Source organism: Ktedonobacterales bacterium, assembly GCA_036557285.1.
Lineage (GTDB): Bacteria > Chloroflexota > Ktedonobacteria > Ktedonobacterales > DATBGS01 > DATBHW01.
This window is the reverse complement of record DATBHW010000081.1, coordinates 94,301-114,355: the sequence shown is the minus strand read 5'-3', so window position 1 is coordinate 114,355 and position 20,055 is coordinate 94,301. Positions and strand designations below refer to the sequence as shown.

24 protein-coding genes are annotated in these 20,055 nt (G+C 58.7%); 9 read left to right on the top strand and 15 right to left on the bottom strand.

Translation table 11 applies throughout. The annotated features are described in order from the left end of the window. Positions 1 to 249 (bottom strand): transposase (locus VH599_22310; GenBank protein ID HEY7351059.1); only part of this gene is annotated, 249 nt, incomplete at its 3' end. 244 nt (positions 250 to 493) lie between these two features. Here VH599_22310 and VH599_22305 point away from each other — a divergent pair. The 6 genes from VH599_22305 to VH599_22280 all read left to right on the top strand — a co-directional run bounded on the left by VH599_22305 (position 494) and on the right by VH599_22280 (position 4,254). After that, positions 494 to 868 (top strand): hypothetical protein, encoded by a 375-nt coding sequence (locus VH599_22305; protein HEY7351058.1) that lies wholly within the window; start codon positions 494 to 496, stop codon positions 866 to 868. A gap of 480 nt (positions 869 to 1,348) precedes the next feature. Beyond that, on the top strand, positions 1,349 to 1,612 hold the full coding sequence (locus tag VH599_22300; protein ID HEY7351057.1) for a hypothetical protein: 264 nt from the start codon (positions 1,349 to 1,351) through the stop codon (positions 1,610 to 1,612). A 161-nt stretch (positions 1,613 to 1,773) separates the two neighbouring features. Further along, positions 1,774 to 1,923 carry a hypothetical protein gene (locus VH599_22295; GenBank protein ID HEY7351056.1) on the top strand — a complete coding sequence of 50 codons (150 nt, stop codon included), beginning with the start codon at positions 1,774 to 1,776 and terminating at the stop codon, positions 1,921 to 1,923. A gap of 33 nt (positions 1,924 to 1,956) precedes the next feature. Beyond that, complete coding sequence (locus VH599_22290; protein HEY7351055.1) at positions 1,957 to 2,643, top strand: hypothetical protein; 687 nt, start codon at positions 1,957 to 1,959, stop codon at positions 2,641 to 2,643. A 230-nt stretch (positions 2,644 to 2,873) separates the two neighbouring features. After that, a complete protein-coding gene (locus VH599_22285; protein ID HEY7351054.1) occupies positions 2,874 to 3,167 on the top strand; it encodes a hypothetical protein in 294 nt (97 codons plus the stop codon). 55 nt (positions 3,168 to 3,222) lie between these two features. After that, complete coding sequence (locus VH599_22280; protein HEY7351053.1) at positions 3,223 to 4,254, top strand: hypothetical protein; 1,032 nt, start codon at positions 3,223 to 3,225, stop codon at positions 4,252 to 4,254. A gap of 129 nt (positions 4,255 to 4,383) precedes the next feature. Here the strand turns inward: VH599_22280 and VH599_22275 are convergent, their stop codons facing one another. Together VH599_22275 and VH599_22270 are read right to left on the bottom strand one after the other, a co-directional pair. After that, positions 4,384 to 5,163, bottom strand: a complete 780-nt coding sequence (locus tag VH599_22275; GenBank protein ID HEY7351052.1) for a recombinase family protein — start codon at positions 5,161 to 5,163, stop codon at positions 4,384 to 4,386. A gap of 89 nt (positions 5,164 to 5,252) precedes the next feature. Then, positions 5,253 to 5,966, bottom strand: a complete 714-nt coding sequence (locus tag VH599_22270; GenBank protein HEY7351051.1) for a hypothetical protein — start codon at positions 5,964 to 5,966, stop codon at positions 5,253 to 5,255. A gap of 63 nt (positions 5,967 to 6,029) precedes the next feature. On the opposite strand from VH599_22270, the gene VH599_22265 reads away from it, so the two are divergent. Next, positions 6,030 to 6,827, top strand: coding sequence for an alpha/beta fold hydrolase (locus tag VH599_22265; protein HEY7351050.1), 798 nt, complete (start codon positions 6,030 to 6,032; stop codon positions 6,825 to 6,827). 38 nt (positions 6,828 to 6,865) lie between these two features. Here the strand turns inward: VH599_22265 and VH599_22260 are convergent, their stop codons facing one another. The 4 genes from VH599_22260 to VH599_22245 all read right to left on the bottom strand — a co-directional run bounded on the left by VH599_22260 (position 6,866) and on the right by VH599_22245 (position 11,059). Next, positions 6,866 to 7,339, bottom strand: coding sequence for a GNAT family N-acetyltransferase (locus tag VH599_22260; GenBank protein HEY7351049.1), 474 nt, complete (start codon positions 7,337 to 7,339; stop codon positions 6,866 to 6,868). A gap of 49 nt (positions 7,340 to 7,388) precedes the next feature. After that, positions 7,389 to 8,372: a hypothetical protein gene (locus VH599_22255; protein HEY7351048.1), complete on the bottom strand. Its 984-nt coding sequence runs from the start codon at positions 8,370 to 8,372 to the stop codon at positions 7,389 to 7,391. Positions 8,373 to 8,417: 45 nt separating this feature from the next. Beyond that, positions 8,418 to 9,428, bottom strand: a complete 1,011-nt coding sequence (locus VH599_22250) for a BON domain-containing protein (protein ID HEY7351047.1) — start codon at positions 9,426 to 9,428, stop codon at positions 8,418 to 8,420. Between the two features lie 194 nt (positions 9,429 to 9,622). After that, a complete protein-coding gene (locus VH599_22245) occupies positions 9,623 to 11,059 on the bottom strand; it encodes an FAD-linked oxidase C-terminal domain-containing protein (protein HEY7351046.1) in 1,437 nt (478 codons plus the stop codon). A gap of 193 nt (positions 11,060 to 11,252) precedes the next feature. On the opposite strand from VH599_22245, the gene VH599_22240 reads away from it, so the two are divergent. Continuing rightward, positions 11,253 to 11,837 (top strand): hypothetical protein, encoded by a 585-nt coding sequence (locus VH599_22240; protein ID HEY7351045.1) that lies wholly within the window; start codon positions 11,253 to 11,255, stop codon positions 11,835 to 11,837. A gap of 168 nt (positions 11,838 to 12,005) precedes the next feature. After that, a complete protein-coding gene (hemL, locus tag VH599_22235; GenBank protein HEY7351044.1) occupies positions 12,006 to 13,301 on the top strand; it encodes a glutamate-1-semialdehyde 2,1-aminomutase in 1,296 nt (431 codons plus the stop codon). 75 nt (positions 13,302 to 13,376) lie between these two features. Here the strand turns inward: hemL and VH599_22230 are convergent, their stop codons facing one another. The 8 genes from VH599_22230 to VH599_22195 all read right to left on the bottom strand — a co-directional run bounded on the left by VH599_22230 (position 13,377) and on the right by VH599_22195 (position 19,614). Beyond that, complete coding sequence (locus VH599_22230; protein HEY7351043.1) at positions 13,377 to 14,525, bottom strand: tyrosine-type recombinase/integrase; 1,149 nt, start codon at positions 14,523 to 14,525, stop codon at positions 13,377 to 13,379. Then, the gene (locus VH599_22225; GenBank protein ID HEY7351042.1) at positions 14,518 to 14,952 is read right to left on the bottom strand and encodes a hypothetical protein; all 435 of its coding nucleotides are present in this window, start codon (positions 14,950 to 14,952) and stop codon (positions 14,518 to 14,520) included. The genes VH599_22230 and VH599_22225 overlap by 8 nt, the downstream gene beginning before the upstream one ends. Positions 14,953 to 15,279: 327 nt before the next feature. After that, a complete protein-coding gene (locus VH599_22220) occupies positions 15,280 to 15,495 on the bottom strand; it encodes a hypothetical protein (protein HEY7351041.1) in 216 nt (71 codons plus the stop codon). 196 nt (positions 15,496 to 15,691) lie between these two features. Further along, the gene (locus VH599_22215) at positions 15,692 to 15,946 is read right to left on the bottom strand and encodes a hypothetical protein (GenBank protein HEY7351040.1); all 255 of its coding nucleotides are present in this window, start codon (positions 15,944 to 15,946) and stop codon (positions 15,692 to 15,694) included. Further along, a complete protein-coding gene (locus tag VH599_22210; GenBank protein ID HEY7351039.1) occupies positions 15,927 to 16,586 on the bottom strand; it encodes a hypothetical protein in 660 nt (219 codons plus the stop codon). Before VH599_22210 ends, VH599_22215 begins: the two co-directional genes overlap by 20 nt. Positions 16,587 to 16,828: 242 nt before the next feature. Beyond that, a complete protein-coding gene (locus tag VH599_22205; protein ID HEY7351038.1) occupies positions 16,829 to 17,092 on the bottom strand; it encodes a hypothetical protein in 264 nt (87 codons plus the stop codon). Positions 17,093 to 17,108: 16 nt separating this feature from the next. Then, on the bottom strand, positions 17,109 to 17,276 hold the full coding sequence (locus VH599_22200) for a hypothetical protein (protein HEY7351037.1): 168 nt from the start codon (positions 17,274 to 17,276) through the stop codon (positions 17,109 to 17,111). Next, positions 17,269 to 19,614: an AAA family ATPase gene (locus VH599_22195; protein HEY7351036.1), complete on the bottom strand. Its 2,346-nt coding sequence runs from the start codon at positions 19,612 to 19,614 to the stop codon at positions 17,269 to 17,271. Before VH599_22195 ends, VH599_22200 begins: the two co-directional genes overlap by 8 nt. Positions 19,615 to 20,055 lie beyond the last annotated feature (441 nt).

The following is a 20,055-nucleotide window of genomic DNA, read 5'->3' as shown; positions in this document are numbered from 1 at the left end:
ATTCTCCAAGGCTAACTGCCCGCAGAACCGTTCCAACTCGGCGATGCGGGCTTCCAGCGCGCTGGGCTGCCCACCTTCTTTGGGCGTAAAAGCCGCTTCGCCACGCTCCTCGTACTCTTTGCGCCAGCGCGACAACACACTCTCGGCCAACTGATATTCCCGGCAGGCTTGTGCTGGGCGCTTGCGTCCCTCTGCGACTTGGCGGACCACTTCCAGTTTGAAGTCCCGGCTAAAGGTTCGTCCTGGCATAACTCGTCACCTGACCTTTCCGCTGTGGTCAGTCTACCACAGGGTTACGGCTCAGTTGACTTGCCTGGGTGGTCCGGTCAGAGGGGTTCACTCCACTCCAGGCTGCGACTGGTACCCCCCGGAATGGGAAGGAGGAGGTGGCGGAGCCTGGCCAGGTGAAAATTTACCTCCAGGCGGGAAACGGCAGCCCCCGGGCCAAGCCGGCCCAGGCGCCAGACTACTGGATCTGGACCGGACCGGACCCTTGACCGATGACCAGTTACGGATGCTGAAGTGGTATCATCCGCTGGACCAGTATGGACCCCTGACCGATGACCAGTTGCGGTCGATGAAGGGGCATAAATCGCCCAATTCTCCACCTTGTACGAGTGATTGTGGCGATGATGGCGGCGATGGGACAGATGATGGGTCGAGCACGACAACAGAGCCGGTAACTGCCCCCGGTGGGGCGCTGGAGGGGGCATTAGGCCGCCGCCTGTGGCCGCGTCGGCCTCGCCAGACCCGTGCGATGATGGATCAAGTGGGGCTGGTGGGTATGGGGAAGCCCATAACGCGGCTAATGCTGCGCGACTCAACCAATACTACACATACTGTCAAAGGTACGGTGAGCCAGAGGTGATGTCAAACGGGGAGATGCGCTTCTCTGGGAAGTCTACCCCATCCGATAGACCTGGTCGAGTTGCTGGGTATCAGTTTGTAAGGTCTTGGGATCCTGAGTCTTTCAATAAGTGGGGGTGGATGCGAGGCTTTGAGGCAAATGGAAGTACACGCGTTATTAGCCCGAAGGATTACAACAACTATATATTCAACAATGAATTAGCGCACTTCCTCATGGATAATGGTATTATTGAAAAGTATTACTGGCCAGGGCCAGAAGGATCTGATGTTTTCCCATGATGCTGATGGCGCTGGCCTCTCAGAGATAGAAAGAGGATGCTCCATTCGCCCAGAAATGGCCGCGCAAGCGAGAGGCACAGCATGGTAAGTCCACTCCTTCTTAAGAACCATAAGCCTTTTTTTTGTTCTAGAGCGGCAATAGTAGCCAGCCGAAATGACCAAAGGTTGGAAGACTTGCTGTTTTTGACAATGGGAGCAGGCTATGGAGCGCATCTTACGAACCAGTGATGTTGTCCGTGCCATTCAAGAGACGCTAGCTGGGAAACGCACCAAAGAAGAGCTTGGTCGTTGGGCGCTAGAAATGAACGCCAAACATGATAGTCGGTGGGTGCGTTTCGAGCATCGCGACCTCCCCGAGATTAGTGATGCTATACTAAAACTGATCTTTCTGACAGAAGGGCCAGAGTGGGAGCTGGAAGATAGCGAACTGCAAGCGATGATGGAAAAGCTGGAGAAGCTAACCTGACTCTCAGAGATCCCCTTGGGATCTCCCGGGAAGGTCGCTGAAGCTGTGTCCTAGAAGAGCGGATACACTGAAGGTGGGCAACATGTCTTGCCCGCTCTGTCCTCTGAAAGAAGCGAGGGGTCGAAAGCTGGTCCTGGAATAACAGTGAAGAGCAACAGGAAATGAAAGATGCTCAATTGAAGGAACTGCTCATGCTCCGTCGCTGGGATCAGCTCACATCTGCTGAACAAGAGGAAGCGGCTCTAGCTGGTGCATCTCGATTGCCAGAACCATTTCGCTTCGATGGCCTGGAAACACACGAACTGGGCTAGCAGCGCCATCGTGTGGCCTTCTTCAGGTGGCAGGTGGCGCGTTTTGCTCTGATTCCTGGCGGTCATGCCACCTTAGGCTATGCCCCGGGCAGCTTTCATCCCACAGCAGCACAACAACAAAGCTGGGAGGAGACCTGCCGCGAGTACCCGGAGATGCTCCTCCAGAGTCCAACGCTTGAGAAGTATCTGGAGAACCGCCTCACCCCGCCGCGCCACGTAACATTTCAGCCGTTCCTGCTGGAGACGGTAGCGACGGACTTAGCCTCGCTCACCAGCGAGAACGGGCAGCGGGTCTATCGCTTTCCTGGCCGTCGTATTTCTTACCCGCAGACGCAGGAACACCTTGCTCAGGAAGGTTTTCGGTTTCCGACCTCGGATGAATGGGAATATGCCTGTGCCGCGGGCGCGCGCACGCTCTGGCGGTGGGGGGATAGTTGCCCTCTGATTGATATGCCCCTGCGCAAAAACCCAGCAGCGTGGGATTTCCATCTGCGTCCAAACGCCTTTGGGTTGCTGATTGGGAATAATCCCTTCAATCTGGAATTCACTGCCGAGATGGGCGTCTTTCGCGGAGGCGATGGGGGAACCGCTCTGCATGTGACACCGGGGCGACTGGTCGAGTGGCTGACCCTGGCCTCAGCCTACTGGTATCCGTTCCCTGTTCCCAAACCAGAGGTGTCTACTGCCTTCCTCAGACGCGCTTACTCACTGTTTGGGTAAAAGGGAGAAAGAAGGCTGTGGCTGCTCCATAGCCCTGTTTTGCAGACATGTTCATTGCCCGAGGAAGCTGAAAAGGAAGCACTGATGGAACTCGATTGGTCGGAGCAATCTCCCCACATTCGCTCGCTCTATCGTCCCTGGCAGCCTGGCGATGAGTATGGTGAGGCAATCCTCCAGGCGGCCAGGCGACACGTACTAGGAAGGGGCCTTCAGGGAAGATATACGCGCATGTGCGCGGCCCCGAATCTGATGCTAAACATGGCTGCCATGTGAACGTTCAAGTCAGTGGGGGTGGGGGTGGTCTGGATGTGGACATACATATCACCTATCGTAATGGGTTATTTTATCAGAACCTTATTCCAACAGAAGGCATCGTAGATGCCGACAACATGGCATTGTCGGTTGCTTCTGACGCAATGAAGGCCTTTCTGAACGCGACACGTGGCGCGAATGGTGATACCATCTATACGTGGTTCTATGACAACGTGCTGCCGCGCCTGCAAGCGTTGATGGATTTGCCTTGAGCGTCTTCGCGCTGATGGCCGCTCGCTGTTGGCTATCCCTGGAGGGAGGATCAGGATGAGACGTGTCAGTAAGCGGTGGATGCTAGAAAGTCGGGTCGTGCGCCCGGCCTTTCCGCCTCCCGCTGGGCGAGCCTACTATCTGCCGGAGGGCTACTACTTCGGCCTGGAGGCAGACTTCACCCCAGAGCGCTTGCAGGAGGCCACGACGCTGCTCAAGCAGGCGGCATTCGTGACGGTGCGGTGTGTGGCGCAGTGGGCAGACCGCTATGTCGCCTATCCCTTCCTTCACGAAGGCATCCCTCCCGAGGAGTGGCAGCGAGCAGGGGCGCTTCCAACTGATGAGCAGGCACGCGCAGCCCTGATCGCGGACCTCTTTGCCTGGTTTGAGCGATTGGATGTTTGGCTTAATATCGCGGAGGTGGACCTCTACCAGGGAGAGGAGGCCATCTTCTATCAGCATAATGGCATGCCGGGCCTGCTGATACTGACCGCTGAGCAGTTTGCAGAGGTGCAGGCCGCCTGGGAGCGGGAAGGCTTGCCACGCGACCTCTACTACCCCTTGAGTGAGGAACGCGTCGTCGTGGAGCCGACGGAGCAGGATGAGGGGAGGGTCATCCTGGCCTATCGGCGCTACAGCCCCCTGTGCTGGGCGCTGCGAGATGAGGCCGTGATTGCGGCGCTGCGCGTGCCCAGCGAGGAGGAGCGAAAGCAGGCGTTCACTGAAGCCTGGATGCAGTTTATGGGGACCATCAACTGCCGCCTGGCCGAACTGCGCGAGCCAGAACGTCCGCAGCCCAAAGAGTCTCAGCGCGTGGTGGGAGTGCTCAGAGATGTGGGGCATGCGCTGCTCCGCTACAGCAAACCGGAAGCCTACCCCGAGGAGGAGCAGCACGAGCTAGCCCTCACCGCAGCGTATACGCAGTTTATGACCGCCCTGGCTCGTCGATTGGCTGAGGTGGAGCGATCAAAGCGCCCAGACGACCAAGCGCAGCAGCAACGCCTTCACCATCTTTTACAGGAGGTGACGCAGGCGTGGCTCCACGCGCAGAGATGGGAAAGGTCCCAGGCGGATAAGGCGAGCGAGTAAAGAGAACCCTCCCTCAGCAGGGCAGGAAACGCGCCTTGGGATTTGCCTGCCACTCACGCTGCGGAACTTCTACCTCGCCTGGGGCCGACGCCGAGATATGACGCAGATGTATCATCACCACGGGTCTGATTAGACAGGGGCGTTCGCTCGCTGGTATGCTGGTTGTGAGCGGATTGTACCCCGGCTCACAGTTTCGGCTAGTGGGCAAGTGGCCCGTGCCGACTCCCATGTGCTGCGCTCTCCCCACACCTCCCAGGCGGCTCTGGGATTCACAGTGCGCTCGTTTCGTGAATGGCGCCGTCGTCCCGTTTCATCCCTTGCGCGGCCTTCAGGTCTGCTCGGAAACGGGTTGCTTCCCGAAGACGCGCTGATAGAACGTCGAACGTGAAACCCCCAGCAGCTCACAGAGGGCGCTAACTGGGGTACGCTGTTCCAGGTACTGCTGTCGCACCACCTCGACGAGCTTGGGGTCTTTCCCGCGCAGCGCCCGGGCCGCCCCCTGTTCCGTCCACGAGCGCGTGCCGCGACCAGGCCCGCCTGGGTACGCTCCCGAATGAGCGCCCGCTTAAACTCGACCAGCGAGCCGAAGAGGTGAAAGATCAGCGTGCCCGTCGGCGGCGTCGTATCAAGCTGCTCCGTCAGGCTCTTGAAGGCGATCCCCTCGCGCTCCAGCCGGGCGACCAGATCGATCAAATCTTTCAGCGTGCGCCCCAGCCGGTCCAAGCGCCAGACGACCAACGTATCGCCCGCACGGAGATGATCGAACGCCTCCGCCAGTCCAGTCCGCTCCGCCTTGGCCCCGCTCATGGTATCGGTGAAGATGCGGGTGCAGCCAGCAACTGTGAGCGCATCCTGCTGCAAATCCAGCGTCTGGTCCTGGGTCGAGACTCGTGCGTAGCCAGGGGTTATGCCTGATGAGCTTCAGGCGCACTCCTCTGCAAATGCTCGACGGCAAGACGTATGGCTCTAACACTGCAATAGTATCATCATTGTAGCAACTAGGCAGCGCGAACCTTATTAACCCATTTCGCCGCTGTTGTGGCGCTCATCCCTAATGCGCGGCCAACCTCACGGGCTGACGCTTTGGGATGGTCGGCCAAATACTCCTTGACACGGTTGAAGTTATGATGGATGGGTGTTGGTTCTTTGGGTATTCGCTGTGCAGGTTTCGTCGGTACAGCCTGTGCGATGGTTAGTGTAGACTGTAAGTGCTTTGGGTTGACAATTTTAATCTGCTGTACGCTCTCCTGTCCAACATGGCGCAGCGCGTGTGCGACAATAATCAGCACAATAGCAATGGAGCGTATCCAGATGAGCGCCTCCACTGACACGAACACATGCAGGTAGGCACTGTCCAGGGTGATGTTCAGTGTTTGCTGAACCGCTTCAATGTTTGACACAATGGCTGCCGTGAACAGTAAAAGAGCTGAAAGCAAGGTGTACAACGTTGCCTTCGCCCATTCGTGTTGACACCAGTAATGAAAACTGCGCATAATTGTGCCTGGCACACTGGCATCAATGGCTGCACATTGACTCCAGGCCCAAATCTGGCGCATGATCTCGTTATCGGTGAGGACGCTACCTTTGGTCAGCACATTTGCCATTGATGCAATCAGCCCAAAGGCAAGAAGAATCACGGAAAGACTTGATGCGAGTTCAAGGGTGTAGAGAATGAAGGCATCAAGCTTTGCAATACTTGAGAACTGGCGCATGGGTTGCTCCTTTTGTATTACTTGATGATCAAGCAATAAATCGGAGGAAGGAGAATTGCATCAATGCGCATCCAGGCAAATGACATTCACCTCGGTTATGATGAGTGGGGCGCGGGAAAACCACTGGTTCTTCTGCACGCCTTCCCCTGTAACCGTTCGATGTGGGCGCACCAGATCAACGCGCTGGTGCAGAACGGCAAGCGTCGTGTCATCACCCCCGATTTTCGCGGCTTTGGCGAATCCGACGTGCCGGAAGGCCCTTACCTGATGGAAACCCTGGCCGATGATATTGCCGCGCTGCTCGACGCGCTCCAGATAGAAGATTGCGTGCTGGGAGGGCTTTCAATGGGGGGCTACGTTGCCTTTGCCTTCTACCGCGCATATAGCTCGCGCGTGCGGGCGCTGATTCTGGCTGATACACGCCCCCAGGCTGATAGCCAGGACCGCAAAGCGGCCCGCGAGGAAATGGCCCAACTGGCCGAGCGCCAGGGGAGCGAGGCAATAGCCGAGCGCCAACTCCCCTTGATGCTCACCCCTGAAACCTTGCAAGAGCCAACTGGAATAACGGCCCGGCTGCGCGCTATGATGGAAGCCGCCACTCCCACCGGCATCGCGGAGACGCTGCGTGGCATGGCCCTTCGCCCAGATTCCACCGATCTGCTGCCCCAGATACACTGCCCCACGCTCGTTCTGGGAGGCGCAGAGGACACACTTACGCCGCCTGCCGATGCTCACTTCATGGCCGAGCGTATCCCCAATGCCCGCCTTGCCATCATTTCACACGCCGCGCACCTTGCCAACCTTGAGCAGCCTGAAGTCTTTAATCAGGCGCTCGACGCCTTTCTGGAGGAGCAGGCATAGGGGCAAAGGAGAGAGCACAGGGATAGCACAGGTCCACTTTAGCGTGGCAGACGCAGCCGATAGACTGGCTCATCTTCTAACGTCTCCCCGACAGGAAGAAATCCAGCTTGAGTATACAGGCGCTGGGCTGCCACATTCTCTGGATGGACCGTAAGCTGGATGACCTGACAGCCCGAATGCTGCTGTTCAACCTCTTGAAGCAGCAGTTCCAACGCCGCTTTGCCATATCCCTGGCCCTGATAGCGGGCGTCGATGAAGAAATGCAGCACCCAGTACAAACTGCTGTCCTCGGCCTGGCGTGCCAGCGCGGCAAACCCTATCATCTCCTCTGCCCGGTAGAAGACATGGGGCAGCCACTGCAACCCCATAGCGCCAACATAGGCTTTCGCCAGGACAAGAGCCGCAATGGGGGAATAATCCGCGACAAACCGCTGCTGCTCAGGAAGGACGCGCAGTTGCAAAGCGGCGCGCCAGTTCGCGCGGGTCACTGCCTGAATAGTCAATTGAGACACGAAAGACCGCCCTTTCGCTGCGCCCTCGCTCGCTTCAACGGCTGCCCGGCTAGAGCGTGGGCGGCAGGAAGAAGAGGCCGCGCGTCATGATTTCCCCGGTGAAGGCAAACGCCACCGCCAGATAGAGCATGCCCGTTGCCGACTGGAAGGACCGCCCTCTCGTCAGGCGAAAGGCCAGTATACCCAGGCCCAGCGTGAAGATAAAGCCAAAGATGAAGCGAATAACATCCAGCCCCCCCGCTGAGATCGGCGGCGTTCCCGTCTGCGGCAATCCGGCGGGAATGGTGCTGTGGATAAAAAAGCTGAAGATCAGTTCCAGCCCCAGCCCAACCAGCATTACCAGCGTGGCAAACTCCAACGGCTTGCCAGAGGCGGTAGGCGTGTTCAGATACCAGTGGCCCAGCAGCATCGCCGTCAGCACCCCGCCCAGCGCCAGCGCGCCCACAAAGATGCTCGCAATCGTCAGCGCGCCCCCCAGGCTCTCAGCCGCCAGCGGGCGATAAGCCATGCCAATCACCAGCAATTCCGCTATGCCGACCAGGCAAGCCAGCCCACCGATCACCCAGCGCGCCAGCCTGCGATTCAACCAGAGCAGCACATTATAGACCAGCAGCAGCCCCATAAAAATGAGCAGCGGCGTAAATTGATAGGCCAGCCAGGTCCGGTCAAGGGGGTATTGCTGATAAAAACCCTTCACCCCATCAAAGACCTCTGCCGTGGCAAAGACAGAGCCAAACCAGAAGGCGAGCAGCGCCAGCAGCAGATACAGGATGCCCTGAAAAACCAGAAAGCCTTTTGTGACCCCGCCGCGCTTTTCCGCCAGCGCGGCTGAGAGCGGCTTAGGGCTTTCCCTGGTCTCATCATCCGCCGATTCATCGGACTCTGCTTTGACGGCTTTGGCGTTCGTCGCCGCGACCAGGCGCGCGGTTCTCACTCCGCCGTAGACATCAAGCAGAAACAGCACAATAAACGAGCCAATCGCCGTTTCTAATATCACCAGAAAAAAGGAGAGTGGAAGCGCCAGTGCAAGCATGATTGATGAACCCTCAGCTATATCAAGAAGAGCCAGGAATAATCATTAGATCGATCGTTTCGATTTGACGCCCTCGCCGCCAGGAACAATATCCTCGGTATTGTTCACGCCCGCCAGCGTGGGCAGATAATCCGTCCTGGCGCTTACGATCAATTCATTATGTATCGCTTTGACGCCATGCGCCTCGGTTGCCACCTTCTCGGCAGCCTGCTTCGCCTCTTCCGTCGGCGTCAGACCTCGCAGATAGACCTCGCCCAGCGTTGGGTACACACCGATTGGCAGGCCCCGCGTCTCCTCGTGTTCCGCCAGCGCACCAGCGACAGCAACCGCCAGATCAGTATCCGCGATCAACTCATTATGCACGTCGCGCACTCCTGGCACAGCGCGAGTAAGGTCTTCCATCAGACGCCGATTGATGTCGCTGGAGACATGACCCAGCAGCCAGACTTCATTGCACTGGGCATGTGCCTTGACAGCCCCAAGATCAATGCGCAGGCGAGGATAATCCCAGAGAGCCTGGCGCACGTCCTCCTCCAGTTCCGGGTCCGGGCGATAACGCGGCAGCAGCGCGAAGTCTTTGGGAGAAACGTTCACTTCCAGGCGATCAGCTTGCAGGTCAGCGAGTTGATCGCCACTCAGTAAAACGTCCCCGCCCGCGATGGCGTGGCGATGAACGACCAGATAGGCCAGGCGGCGGGTTTCGGCATCAAAGAACAGTTCTGAAAGGTCGCCCAGTTTTTCCGAGTTGCTAACCACTGGTAGATCGTCTTGGAGGGCCAGCAGGGGTTCTTTGGGCGCCTGCGCCTTTTGCAGCAGATCATCTACCTTCAGCGAGAGGTACAGTCCATCGGCTCGCGCCTCTTTGATAAACTCCGCCGGAAGGGTGAGCAGCTTTTTCATGAACAGCCCACGCTGCACAACGATATGGCTGATCTGCCAGGTTTGCCGGTGCGCCAGCACCTGCGCCACTTTGCCCAGTGTATCATCGGTTGCATTTGCCACGCTGCCCAGATTGATCTGAAGCAGCGGGCGAATAGGAACATGCGTTGCTACCATGTAAGAACTCTCTCCACTTTATTACGACATGGGATGAAAAAGACGGAAAACATTGCCGCAGCGCTCTGTACTTCCATAACCAGGGGAGTTATGAAGATCGCTGCATTGAAAGTGTAGCACGCTTATCAGCGCCTCGCAAGAGAAGTAGCTGGCTGCGCAGCGCCAGACCACTGCCCATCAGACTGAAGAAACGCTTACCAATCGCTCTGGCCGGTAGGAAAAATCTTCCCCGGATTCAAGATCATCTGTGGGTCCAGCGCCGCCTTGATGCGCCGCATCGCCGTGACCTGCGCCGCGCCCAGATCACGCTCCAAAAACTCTTTTTTGAGCAGGCCAATGCCATGCTCGCCTGAGAGCGTCCCGCCCAGCGCAATCGCTGCCTCGAAGATTTCCGCCGCTGCCAGGCGAACCCGCGCCATCTCCTCGCGGTCGCGCCGATCACACAGGATGTTGGGGTGCAGATTGCCATCGCCAATATGCCCGAAGACAGGGATCGCCAGTTGATAGCGCGCGGCAATTTCCCGAACAGCCCGGACCATCGCCGGAATCGCGGTGCGCGGGATACTCACATCTTCGCCCAACTTATTAGGCCGACGCCGCGCCAATGCTGGCGCAATCGAGCGTCGCGCCTTCCAGAGTTGGTTACTTTCTTCCGCACTCTCAGCAACGCGCACCTCAGCCGCGCCCCGCGCCCGGCAGACAGCGGCAATACTCTCCAGTTCGTCGCGCACGATCTGCTCATAGGCGCCGTCCACCGCAAACAGTAAGAGCGCCTCGGCCTCCACCGGCAAGCCGATATGCAGCAGTTCCTCCACACAGCGTACCGTCGTCTGATCCATCAGTTCCACGCTGGCCGGAATGATGCCGGTCCCCATAATATCAGTTACCGTTTCCGCGGCATCTTCCAATCGCGGAAAGAGAGCCAGCGCCGTCAGCGCGTATTTCGGTTTGGGCAAGAGTCGCAGCGTAATCTCCGTCACCACGCCCAGCGTACCCTCCGCGCCGGTAAAGAGGGCGCGCAGGTTATAGCCCGTCACGTTCTTGACCATCCGCCCGCCAGTGCGAATGATCTCGCCGGTTGGCAGCACAACCTGCAAACCCATCACGTAATCGCTCGTCACGCCATATTTCAGGCAGCGCGCCCCGCCAGCATTCTCGGCAACATTCCCACCGATGGCCGAAACGCTCAGGCTGGATGGATCTGGCGGATAGAACAATCCCACCTGCTCGACCGCCTTCTGCACATCGCCGGTAATCACGCCGGGCTGGACGACCACGACCGCGTTACCGACATCTATCTCCAGAATGCGATTCATGCGAGTCAGGCTGAGCGCAATGCCTCCTGCTGTCGGCAGCGACCCACCAGAAAGGCCGCTCGCCGATCCTCTGGGCGTGACGATGATATGCTCGGCATTCGCCAGCCGCAAGATCGCGCTGATCTCCTCGGCGCTGTTGGGCAGGACGACCACCTGCGGCTCGCGCTCGACCCAGGTGCCATCGATCCCATAAGCCAACAAATCTTCAGGGTCGCGCAGCACATATTCAGGCCCGACAATCGCCCTCAGCGCCTGGAGCACATGCGAGGGCAGGTCTGCCACGCCGGGGCTTTGTTGGGAGGAGAGGTTATCCATTGAAACGACCCTTCCTGGCCTATCTAGCGGTTGAGAGGGCTTGAGCACAGCGCCCAGTCGGTGGTACAGAGTTTGCAAAAAGGCTTTGCTGGCTTCCTTGATGTCAGCAGCACCATACCAATAAGCATAGGCGCGGGCGATGCCTTTCCGCAAGCCCGCCATGCAGAACACAGAACAAGGCGCACCGAATACCATGAAGAGCAAAGTCCGATTATGTCTCCCGGCGCTAGCGTTTTCCAGGGCGGCTGCCTGGAAACGCAGCGCGGCGGCCATTGTGCCACTCGCCGCGCTGCTCCTTGCCGGATGTAATATCTCTCTGGCTTCCACGGGGATCAGCAATTCTGGCAGCCCGATTGTCATTGTCAACCAGACCCAGGCCATTTTTGTAGCGGCTAATTGTAATGGCCCAACGGCAACCACTATACAAGAGGGAGTTAATCTGGTTGACCTCGGCCCGGCCACTTCCACCTGTGAGCATGTGGCCTATCCCTCGGAGACGGGCTACACGCAAAGCGGCTATGTCCCGGTATTCAGCATCCACCGGGCAACCAACTCCGTCCTCTGTGTCTTTCACTCAGGCTGCAATCTACGCGCAGGCCCCGACAGCGCCGCGCCGATTCTCTTTATCCTCCCCTTTGGGCAGCGAGCGCAGGGGCGCGGCTCCACCTCAACCGGAGCTATCATTACCGATGGCACGCAGTATAGCTGGTGGGAAGTGGTTGTTCCTTCCACCGGGCAGGTAGCCGATGTTTACGGCATCCTGACCGTCGCCTTCTGAGCAAACCGCTCAGCACCGCCGGGATGGCGCGCTTCCGGTAGTTTTGCTATGCTTATCCCAAAATGCTGCTTTTATCCATACAGCGTCTTGTTCCCTGGCGCGCTTGCCTGGGCGCTCAAGGGTTTGCCTGGCGCTCACAATGAGCCAGCAGCGGAAGGAATCCTCCCGATGAATACCGAGCGATCCGAAACATTATTTGCCCACGCCCGCGAGATCATCCCCGGCGGAGTCAACAGCCCTGTGCGCGCCTTCCAGGCGGTAGGCGGCCAGCCGCGCTTCATCGAGCGCGGCGAGGGTGCCTATCTTTATGATGTTGACGGCAACCGCTATATTGATTACGTACTCTCCTGGGGGCCGCTGATTCACGGCCACGCCCACCCGCACGTAATCGAGGCTGTCACCCGAACAGCCACGCGTGGAACCAGTTATGGCGCGCCCACCGCGCTCGAAGTGCGCCTGGCCGAGATGGTTATCGAAGCCCTGCCCGCCGTAGAGATGGTGCGCTTCGTCAATTCGGGGACCGAAGCGACGATGAGCGCCTTGCGGCTGGCGCGCGCCTTTACCCGGCGCCATAAGATCATCAAATTTGCGGGCGGCTATCACGGCCACGCCGATTTTCTGCTCGTCGCGGCTGGCTCCGGCGCGATGACGCTGGGTATCCCCGATAGTCCAGGCGTCCCACCGCCTACCACCGCAGATACGCTTGTCGCGCCCTATAACAGCCTGCCAGCAGTTGAGGCGCTTTTTCAGGAGTTCCCTGAAAGTATTGCCGCCGTGATTGTCGAGCCAGTCGCCGGGAATATGGGCTGCGTACCCCCGGAGCCAGGCTATCTGCAAGGGCTGCGTGACCTGACCACGCGCTTTGGGGCGCTGCTCATCTTCGACGAAGTGATGACAGGCTTTCGCGTCGCCTACGGCGGGGCACAGCAGTTGTATAGCATCACTCCTGACCTCACCTGCCTTGGAAAAATCATTGGCGGTGGGCTGCCAGCGGCGGCCTATGGCGGCAGGCGCGACATCATGAACCTGATTGCTCCGGCTGGCCCGGTCTATCAAGCGGGCACGCTCTCCGGCAATCCGCTGGCGATGGCCGCAGGCATCGCCCAGCTTGAACTGCTGCAGCAGCCTGGCATCTACGAGCAGCTTGAGGCGTTTTCGGCCCACCTGGTCGCGGGCATAGGGGCAGCAGCGAAATCCGCTGGTGTACCCATCACCCAGACACGTGTCGGCTCCATGTTCTGCGCCTTTTTCACCGATCAGCCAGTCACAGACTACGCCACCGCTAAAACGGCCAGCGTTGAACGCTACGCTCAGTTCTTTCGGGCGATGTTGGCCCAGGGCATCTACCTTGCGCCATCGCAATTCGAGGCCGGATTCCTCTCGCTGGCGCACCACGAGGCCGAGATCGAGCGCACCATTCAGGCGGCCAGGATCGCCTTTGCCGGAGCCGCCGACGTCAGGTGATATAATAGTGGGCGAGCGCCTGCTGATTGGCATACAGCAGGCCATTGCTCCCTATACCCCAGGCGATACGCTGGCTCACGCATAGCGGCTCTCTCCCTTTGCGCCCAATAATGCGCCCATTGCCTCGACAATGTTCTCTTGCATGGTTGGTAGCACATGCGCATAGATGCTTAAGGTCGTGCGCACGTTGGCATGCCCCAGCATCTCAGAAATGGCTTTCACATTCACCTTGGGGCTGAGCAGCAGCAGGGTGGCGGCGGTATGGCGAAGATCGTGAAAGTGGATATGGGGCAGCCCTGCCGACTTCAGCAGGGGAAAGAACGAGCCACGCAGCAGGTGTGTGGCCTGAAACGGCTTGCCCTGCCAGGTGGAGAAGAGCAGGGTATCTTTGTCCCACGCGACCCCCCGGCGCAGCAGCTCCTCTTTCTGGAATGTCCGATGCGCGCGCAGGACCGCAACCACGCGCGGCGTTAAGAGTATCTGGCGACGGGCGCTACGCGTTTTGGGTTCGGTGATGGTGAGCCTGCCCCTGATACTGGCAAGGGTATAGCGCACGGTGAGCCGCCCGGCCTCCAGATCAACCTCGTTCCAATGCAGCGCCAGCAGCTCGCCTTGCCGCATGCCGGTTGATAAGGCCAGTTCATAGAGCGCCTCAAAGCGATCCCCTGTCGCCGCCTCCAGAAACGCACGCGCCTGGTCACGATCCAGCGGCTGCATCTCCCTGGGGCGAATCCTGGGGGCTTCCACCAGATCGGTGACATTCTGCGCTACCAGCCCAACCCGCTGCGCTTTTTTGAGCGCCTGGCGCAAGACGCCATGCAGGTGATGCACGGAGGTTGAGGATAGCCCGGCCTCTTCCTTCGCCTTATAGAAGGCTTCCACCTGTTTCCAATCGAGCCGGGCCAGTGGGATTGTCCCCAGACCAGGAAGCAGATGCAACCGGATCGCATCGCTATAGCCCGCCAGCGTCTTGGGTTTAGCGCGTTTGCCCGCCAGCCAGGACGTGAGATAGACGCCAACCGTGAGCCGCTCTTTAGGCAAGGTCAAGCCCTGCTTCACGGCCTGGCGAGCCTCTGCTAGCTTCCGGCTGACTTCCGTTTTATTCCGGCCCGTGAACGAGCGTCGGCTGCCATCGGGTAAGCGCAAGCGGCCCTGAACACGCCCATTGGGCCGCTCAAAGAACGTGCCTTCGCCATTGGCGCGTCGCGTTTTGGTCTCAGGCATCGTCGCATTCCTCTCTACGCTGGGCAAAGGCTTCTACGTCCTTGCGTGAATACCACCTGTTCCCCCGTGCAGGAACAAGCTTACCCGCCTTTTTGAGCCGCCAGCGCGTCGGGCCTGAGATATGCAGCACCGCTTCAACCTCTTTACAGGTCATGAAGAGTGAATACGGGTCTGATTGCTGCTGCCGCGCACGTTTCGGCTGACGCGGCGCGGGTTCGCCTGGCTCAGCAAGAAACCCATCCCGGCGCGTCCAGGGACGGAAAGGGCCTTTCCCCCCTAGCTGCACCCGATAGACGTGCGTCTCCTCGCTCCGCCGTGCTTGCTCTTCCCACGCGTGCGCGCGAAGCTGGCGTATCACCGTCCACATAGCGCGCAGCAGCGTGTTTTGCTCGCTTACCAGCTTTGACAAATCATCCTGCTCACTCATGCCTCACCCTTATCTTTCGGCTGCTTGCCCGGTGGGAGAGCGGCGCCTCTGCTGTATAAGTTGCTTTCCAGGTGAATTCGATCACCGTCAAGCATCGTATACCGCGTTTGGAAGATAGCTCGTCTCTGATCTTGCTTCCGTTCCTGAAGGTGTTCGCGGTCGCCTACGGCCTTTTGCACCCAGGTCAGCCCAACGCCCACGACAACGAGGGTAAAGGAAGCCCACAAAGCACTCGGAAACACTACTGCCAGTACGCCGCCAAGGAGTGTGACTCCCGAGGCGCCCCCAAGCACGAGTGTTGATAATGCGAGCTTCTTGATCTTTTTCTCACTCACTGTTGGCCTCAGCTTTCGGCTTCCTGCCGCGATACCCGCCCCGTTTCGGGCGATGGGCCAACCAAAACTCCAGACTATCAACATCCACCAACCAGAGCGGCCCCACACGCCGCGCCAGGATAGCACCCTTCTGGCAGAGCCGTGTGAGATGACCCGCGCTTATATCGGGATGACTGCGAACCGCTTCGGTGATTGTCATCTCTGGCATACCTCCTCCTGGAACATTTGACCCAATCATACGAGAGAAATCATCAAGAGTCAAGCCCTTGACAGCAATAAAAAGCGAAAACTTTCGCATCATTGGGACGCTTTTGATGGTCCTGGTTCTGGGATTTTTGCTTCACAAGATCGCGCATCCGGGCATAAGACGCCAACTAGCTGGCGTCTTATGCTTTCCTGCGGCGCTAGCCAGGTTGGGGTGTGTGAGCGTCCAGCGTCCACAGCCAGCCCTCAATCGCCCCGCGTGTGCTATAGGTGGGCTGGCGTTGGACCTTCAAGAGCGAACTCGCCCGCTGCAACGTGCGCTCCGCATGCCCCAGTTCAGCGCCCGTGATCAGCAGTCCACCCGCCAGGTGAGGCTGCCCATCCGCCAGTTCAGCCTTCAGCCACTCCAGAGCCGCCTTCAGTTTGCGTTCACCCTCAAAAGGAACGGCTGCCATTGGCGCTGCCCCCGCTTTCCGCTTTCACCGCTGGCAGATGCAGCGTCTCTTTGGCGTCTGGCGCGGCGCTTACACCTGGCAGCAACTCCTTGACCGTCGTCTGTACCCATTGGCGGGTCAGTTGTGGCGCTACTTCTGAGGCGACCAGCGGCGCGGCAGCGTGAATCTGCTTGAGGGTTTCAGCATGAATCATATCCTTGGCGTTCTCGGTTGCCATCTCACGCATGCGGCCCGGCTCGGTGATATGCGCCAGAAAAAACGCCGTGATATTCAAGACGATCACGCCCCCACAGACGAGCAGCACCGCCAGGCGCTGCCCATCAGCCAGCGTAGAGAGCAGCCCCTTGTTGCTCGCCCCCAGGTACAAATCAGCGATAGTAGAGACGCCCACCGCCAGCAGACTCACGATAATCATCATCAGGCTGATCGCCCGCTGATACGCGCCGCGCGCGCCATAGGTGAAAAAGAGTGACCAGCCCAGCAGCCCCCCATCAAACGCCACCAGCCCCAGGTAAGCAAAGGCCGACTGCTGCCCATCGGGCAAGAACTGCTGCAACAGGTCTAAGGTCCGGCTGGCGGTGAACAGCAGCAATACCAGACTCATCACCAGCAGAAAAATCGTCGTCGCCGTCTTTGCCATGAAACACCTCATCTCGAGCCGCGCGGCCAAACAAAAACGCCTGGACACCCTTTTTGCAGGATGCACAGGCGCTCGGCTCTTGTGCTGACTCTCACGGCCTGGATACACTATCACCAGGGCCGCCCTGCTAGCCAGGGTGCGCTCTTAGTGGCGTTCAGGGCCATAATCCCTGAGCGCCGCGCTCTTGCTCAGGGAAAGCATACCCGACTTTTGGCGTCTGGTCAAGCCCCCGGCCTGGCAGACTACCAGACTTTTCCTAAACGAATCAGCCGCCAATCATGGCAGATCGTGGCCGGCGAAACACCGAACACCCGCGCCATCCGTTTCTGCCAGCCCCACACCTCACCAACGGCGCGCAGCTTGCGCCGCTCACACCAGAGTTGGCGGCGGCGTTCAACCGCGCGGGCGCGCCGAACACTGTTATAATGCGCCCGGCCAGCCGCCCGGCGCGCTACCGTCTCGTCATCGGCATAAGCCGTCCATTCCAGCGGAGTCAGTGTTGACACAGAACACCCTCAAAATTCAGCACATATGTTTACCTATTGGTGAACGCTGCTGCTTCAAGAGACTCTGAATCATGCGCATCCAGGCCAGCAGCGCCTTATCGTCGCCGGCGGCTTTCGCGCGCTCATAGGCGTTCTGGGCATCGGTTAAGAGCGTGTCCAGAGTTTGCGGCTTCACATCAAGCATCGGAATCTCCTTCCTGCGATTTGTTGCGCAGATAGTCAAACAGTGCGATCAATTGGGCGGATGGGCGTGCTTCAAGCGCTTCTCGAATGTCCTCCAGTTTGCCGTAGGGCGTCAGCACGTTGACATAGTCGTGCGCATCGCGCCAGGCGTCAATATCGCCCATCGCTTGCTCAAATAGACGCTTTTCCTTGTGGCGTTCAATGTCCTCGCGGGTGAGCGCGCGCATCTTGCCGCTGGGTGTCAGATCGTCGGTAAAATTATCAAGCGCATCTTCTGTTTCTGCCCTCAATTCATCGGACGGACAAACACTCTCTCTAGTGTTTGTCCGGTCTGTCCGATGATTTTCCTCTTGGGTTTCATCGGACACCGTTTCGCCCTGTCCGGTCATGTCCGATGATGTGTCCGATGAATTGCCAGGTTCAGGGTCCGGCGATGGGCCAACTTTGGCGCGCCCTTGCTCAGTGATGGTGAGATGGTAGCGGCGCTGCTTCTCGCCGCCAACATCCTCAAGCAGCACATCCCCGGCGCGCGCCAGCGCTTCATAGATGCGCTTGACGGTTTTGGCCGCCTTTTTGCCCAGCAGCTCTATCCCAGCTTTTTGGATAACCCCGGCAGATGCGCCCTGTTCGCCATAGCCCGCGATCAGGCGCAAGACGGCCATTTGCTGACTATCGTGCTGGCGCTTGATTTCGCCCTGGTCAGGAGTGACCAGCACGCAGGTCGTATCATCAGGGTCAGCAGAGAGGGAGAGCACTTTGAGCTTCAAGGTGATGTCCTCGCCTTTGCGGATGCCCTTCTGCTTGTCCTGGCGCAAGGTGAGCAGGTGCGTCTCATCATCCAGCAAACACTCTAAGATCGTGTCCATCTTGGCGCGCATGCTGGAATGCCCGCGATAGGCGGTCTGGGCTTTGTTGGTGTGGTGAACGGTGGTCACGTGGGCATTGAGCGCCTGCTGAATGCGTTCCAGGTTGCGCATGGCCGCGCCCATATGCTGATTGCTGATTTCATCGCCGGTAAAGCAATCAGCAAAGGTGTCGATAATCACCAGAACAGGCGCAAACTCGGAAGCCTGCACAGCGGAGATAAACGCCTCTGTGTCATCTTTGCTGGTGAGTTCGATGGGCGACTCCCAGACCCTGAAGGGCACGATGTCTATATCCTGGTGATGATAGGTCAACCAGTGCTGAGAGCGCTCAGCGACGCCCTGAGCATCTTCAGCCGCCACATAGAGGACTGGCCCTTGCTGAACCTTGCGCCCATGCCAGTCTTGCCCAGTGGCAACACTTAGCCCCAGATCGTCAGCTACCCAGGTTTTGGCGCTGTTACTATCGCCGTAGATCAGGCTGATACGTTGGCAGCGCAGCAAGCCCCCTATCAGCATCTCTGGCCTGGGCCGCGCTAGCAATTCACGCAGGGTGAGCGGGCGTCGAGTTTCCTCTGGCTCTGCTTCTGGCTCATCCTGGCCGGGCGTCCATTCTTCGGCCTGGTCGGCGAGTTGCAGCAGCGCTTCTTTCGTGCCTCCGGCGGCGAAGTATTCGCCGGCATCGCCCGCTTCGGGCAGATCGGGCAGGGGCAGGATACGCACAGAGGCTGCAATGCCATGGAGCGCTCGCGCGACCATTTGCGCATGGTCGCGCCCATCCTTGTCATTATCGGGCAGGATGACCACCTGGCGATCTTTGAGCCATTTGCTATAGCGATCTTCCCACTTTTTGGCCCCATGAGGGTTACACGTTGCGACCAGGCCGCGCAAGCGCAGCGCATCAACCGCTTTCTCACCTTCCGCGATGAACACTTGCTGCTTCCCAGACGCCAGCAGTTCAGGGAGGCAATAGAGCACACGCCGCGTGGTGAAGCCTGTTGCTTCATCATCCAGCTTCCATATCCACCAGCCTTTGCCATTGGGACGCCGCTGCTTGAACGTTTTGTTGTCCTTGCCCTTCTGGTTCTTGCCGGGCAGGGGATAACGCAGCACTTGAAAGAGAAGCTGGCCTTGTTCATCGCAGTAGTCAAAAATGGCTGATGGTTCACCCAGCTCTTTCAGGTACGCATCGCTTTTGCGCGTGCCTTGTTGGCTGTTTCTGGCTGGGTTATGTTCCACACCGCAAGGACAATTGCCATAGCGCCAATGGCGATAGCTGGGCGGGCTGGTGCTTTCGTCTAAGGGAAGGCTGCCAGCGAATTGTTCGCGGGTGCAGTAAATGTTGGTGTCAGTAGTCATCCCCGCGCAGCGCACGCCCTGGCCGCGCCTATCGTGGGTATCGCCTCCGCAGATCGAGCAGCGGAAGTGTGGCGTATGTCGCTGCTTGAAGTTTGCGGCGTGTGGTATACTCGCCATGTACTTATCCTTACTGCCGTTGACTCTCAGGTTTGCCGTCCCTGAGTCAGCGGCGGTTTTTTATGCGCAGCGCCAGATCGGCGCGCGTGGGTCAATGCGGACTGAATCGGTCCTGATTTACCGATCAGTCTACACCTAAACATGCTTTAGTGCAACCCGCGAAAGCAGGCTACATCTGGCCTCATAGCTGCCAAAAAGTGTTAGCTAGAGCGCATCTTGAATGCGCCTGAAAGCCTGTGAATGTTCCTGAACACTTGCCAGCTAACAAAAGAGACAAAATATTCGCAGGAAAACTCGTCAGGACTTTGTGGGGGGCGCTCTGGAGAGGGAAGCCATGCGCCCAATGTGCGCCCAAAGGGTTCTCAGGTGGATGAATGCGGCTGAAAGAGGATGAATGCCTCTGAACGTTTCACGCCAGGCAGAACCAGGGAAATACCCGCT

Excerpts from the sequence above, each read along its gene's own strand:
- VH599_22300 (HEY7351057.1), top strand. The coding sequence starts at position 1,349 with ATGGAGCGCATCTTACGAACCAGTGATGTTGTCCGTGCCATTCAAGAG.
- VH599_22295 (HEY7351056.1), top strand. The coding sequence starts at position 1,774 with ATGAAAGATGCTCAATTGAAGGAACTGCTCATGCTCCGTCGCTGGGAT.
- VH599_22280 (HEY7351053.1), top strand. The coding sequence starts at position 3,223 with ATGAGACGTGTCAGTAAGCGGTGGATGCTAGAAAGTCGGGTCGTGCGC.
- VH599_22270 (HEY7351051.1), bottom strand. The coding sequence starts at position 5,966 with ATGCGCCAGTTCTCAAGTATTGCAAAGCTTGATGCCTTCATTCTCTAC.
- VH599_22265 (HEY7351050.1), top strand. The coding sequence starts at position 6,030 with ATGCGCATCCAGGCAAATGACATTCACCTCGGTTATGATGAGTGGGGC.
- VH599_22255 (HEY7351048.1), bottom strand. The coding sequence starts at position 8,372 with ATGCTTGCACTGGCGCTTCCACTCTCCTTTTTTCTGGTGATATTAGAA.
- VH599_22250 (HEY7351047.1), bottom strand. The coding sequence starts at position 9,428 with ATGGTAGCAACGCATGTTCCTATTCGCCCGCTGCTTCAGATCAATCTG.
- VH599_22245 (HEY7351046.1), bottom strand. The coding sequence starts at position 11,059 with ATGGATAACCTCTCCTCCCAACAAAGCCCCGGCGTGGCAGACCTGCCC.
- VH599_22240 (HEY7351045.1), top strand. The coding sequence starts at position 11,253 with ATGAAGAGCAAAGTCCGATTATGTCTCCCGGCGCTAGCGTTTTCCAGG.
- hemL (HEY7351044.1), top strand. The coding sequence starts at position 12,006 with ATGAATACCGAGCGATCCGAAACATTATTTGCCCACGCCCGCGAGATC.
- VH599_22230 (HEY7351043.1), bottom strand. The coding sequence starts at position 14,525 with ATGCCTGAGACCAAAACGCGACGCGCCAATGGCGAAGGCACGTTCTTT.
- VH599_22225 (HEY7351042.1), bottom strand. The coding sequence starts at position 14,952 with ATGAGTGAGCAGGATGATTTGTCAAAGCTGGTAAGCGAGCAAAACACG.
- VH599_22220 (HEY7351041.1), bottom strand. The coding sequence starts at position 15,495 with ATGCCAGAGATGACAATCACCGAAGCGGTTCGCAGTCATCCCGATATA.
- VH599_22215 (HEY7351040.1), bottom strand. The coding sequence starts at position 15,946 with ATGGCAGCCGTTCCTTTTGAGGGTGAACGCAAACTGAAGGCGGCTCTG.
- VH599_22210 (HEY7351039.1), bottom strand. The coding sequence starts at position 16,586 with ATGGCAAAGACGGCGACGACGATTTTTCTGCTGGTGATGAGTCTGGTA.
- VH599_22200 (HEY7351037.1), bottom strand. The coding sequence starts at position 17,276 with ATGCTTGATGTGAAGCCGCAAACTCTGGACACGCTCTTAACCGATGCC.
- VH599_22195 (HEY7351036.1), bottom strand. The coding sequence starts at position 19,614 with ATGGCGAGTATACCACACGCCGCAAACTTCAAGCAGCGACATACGCCA.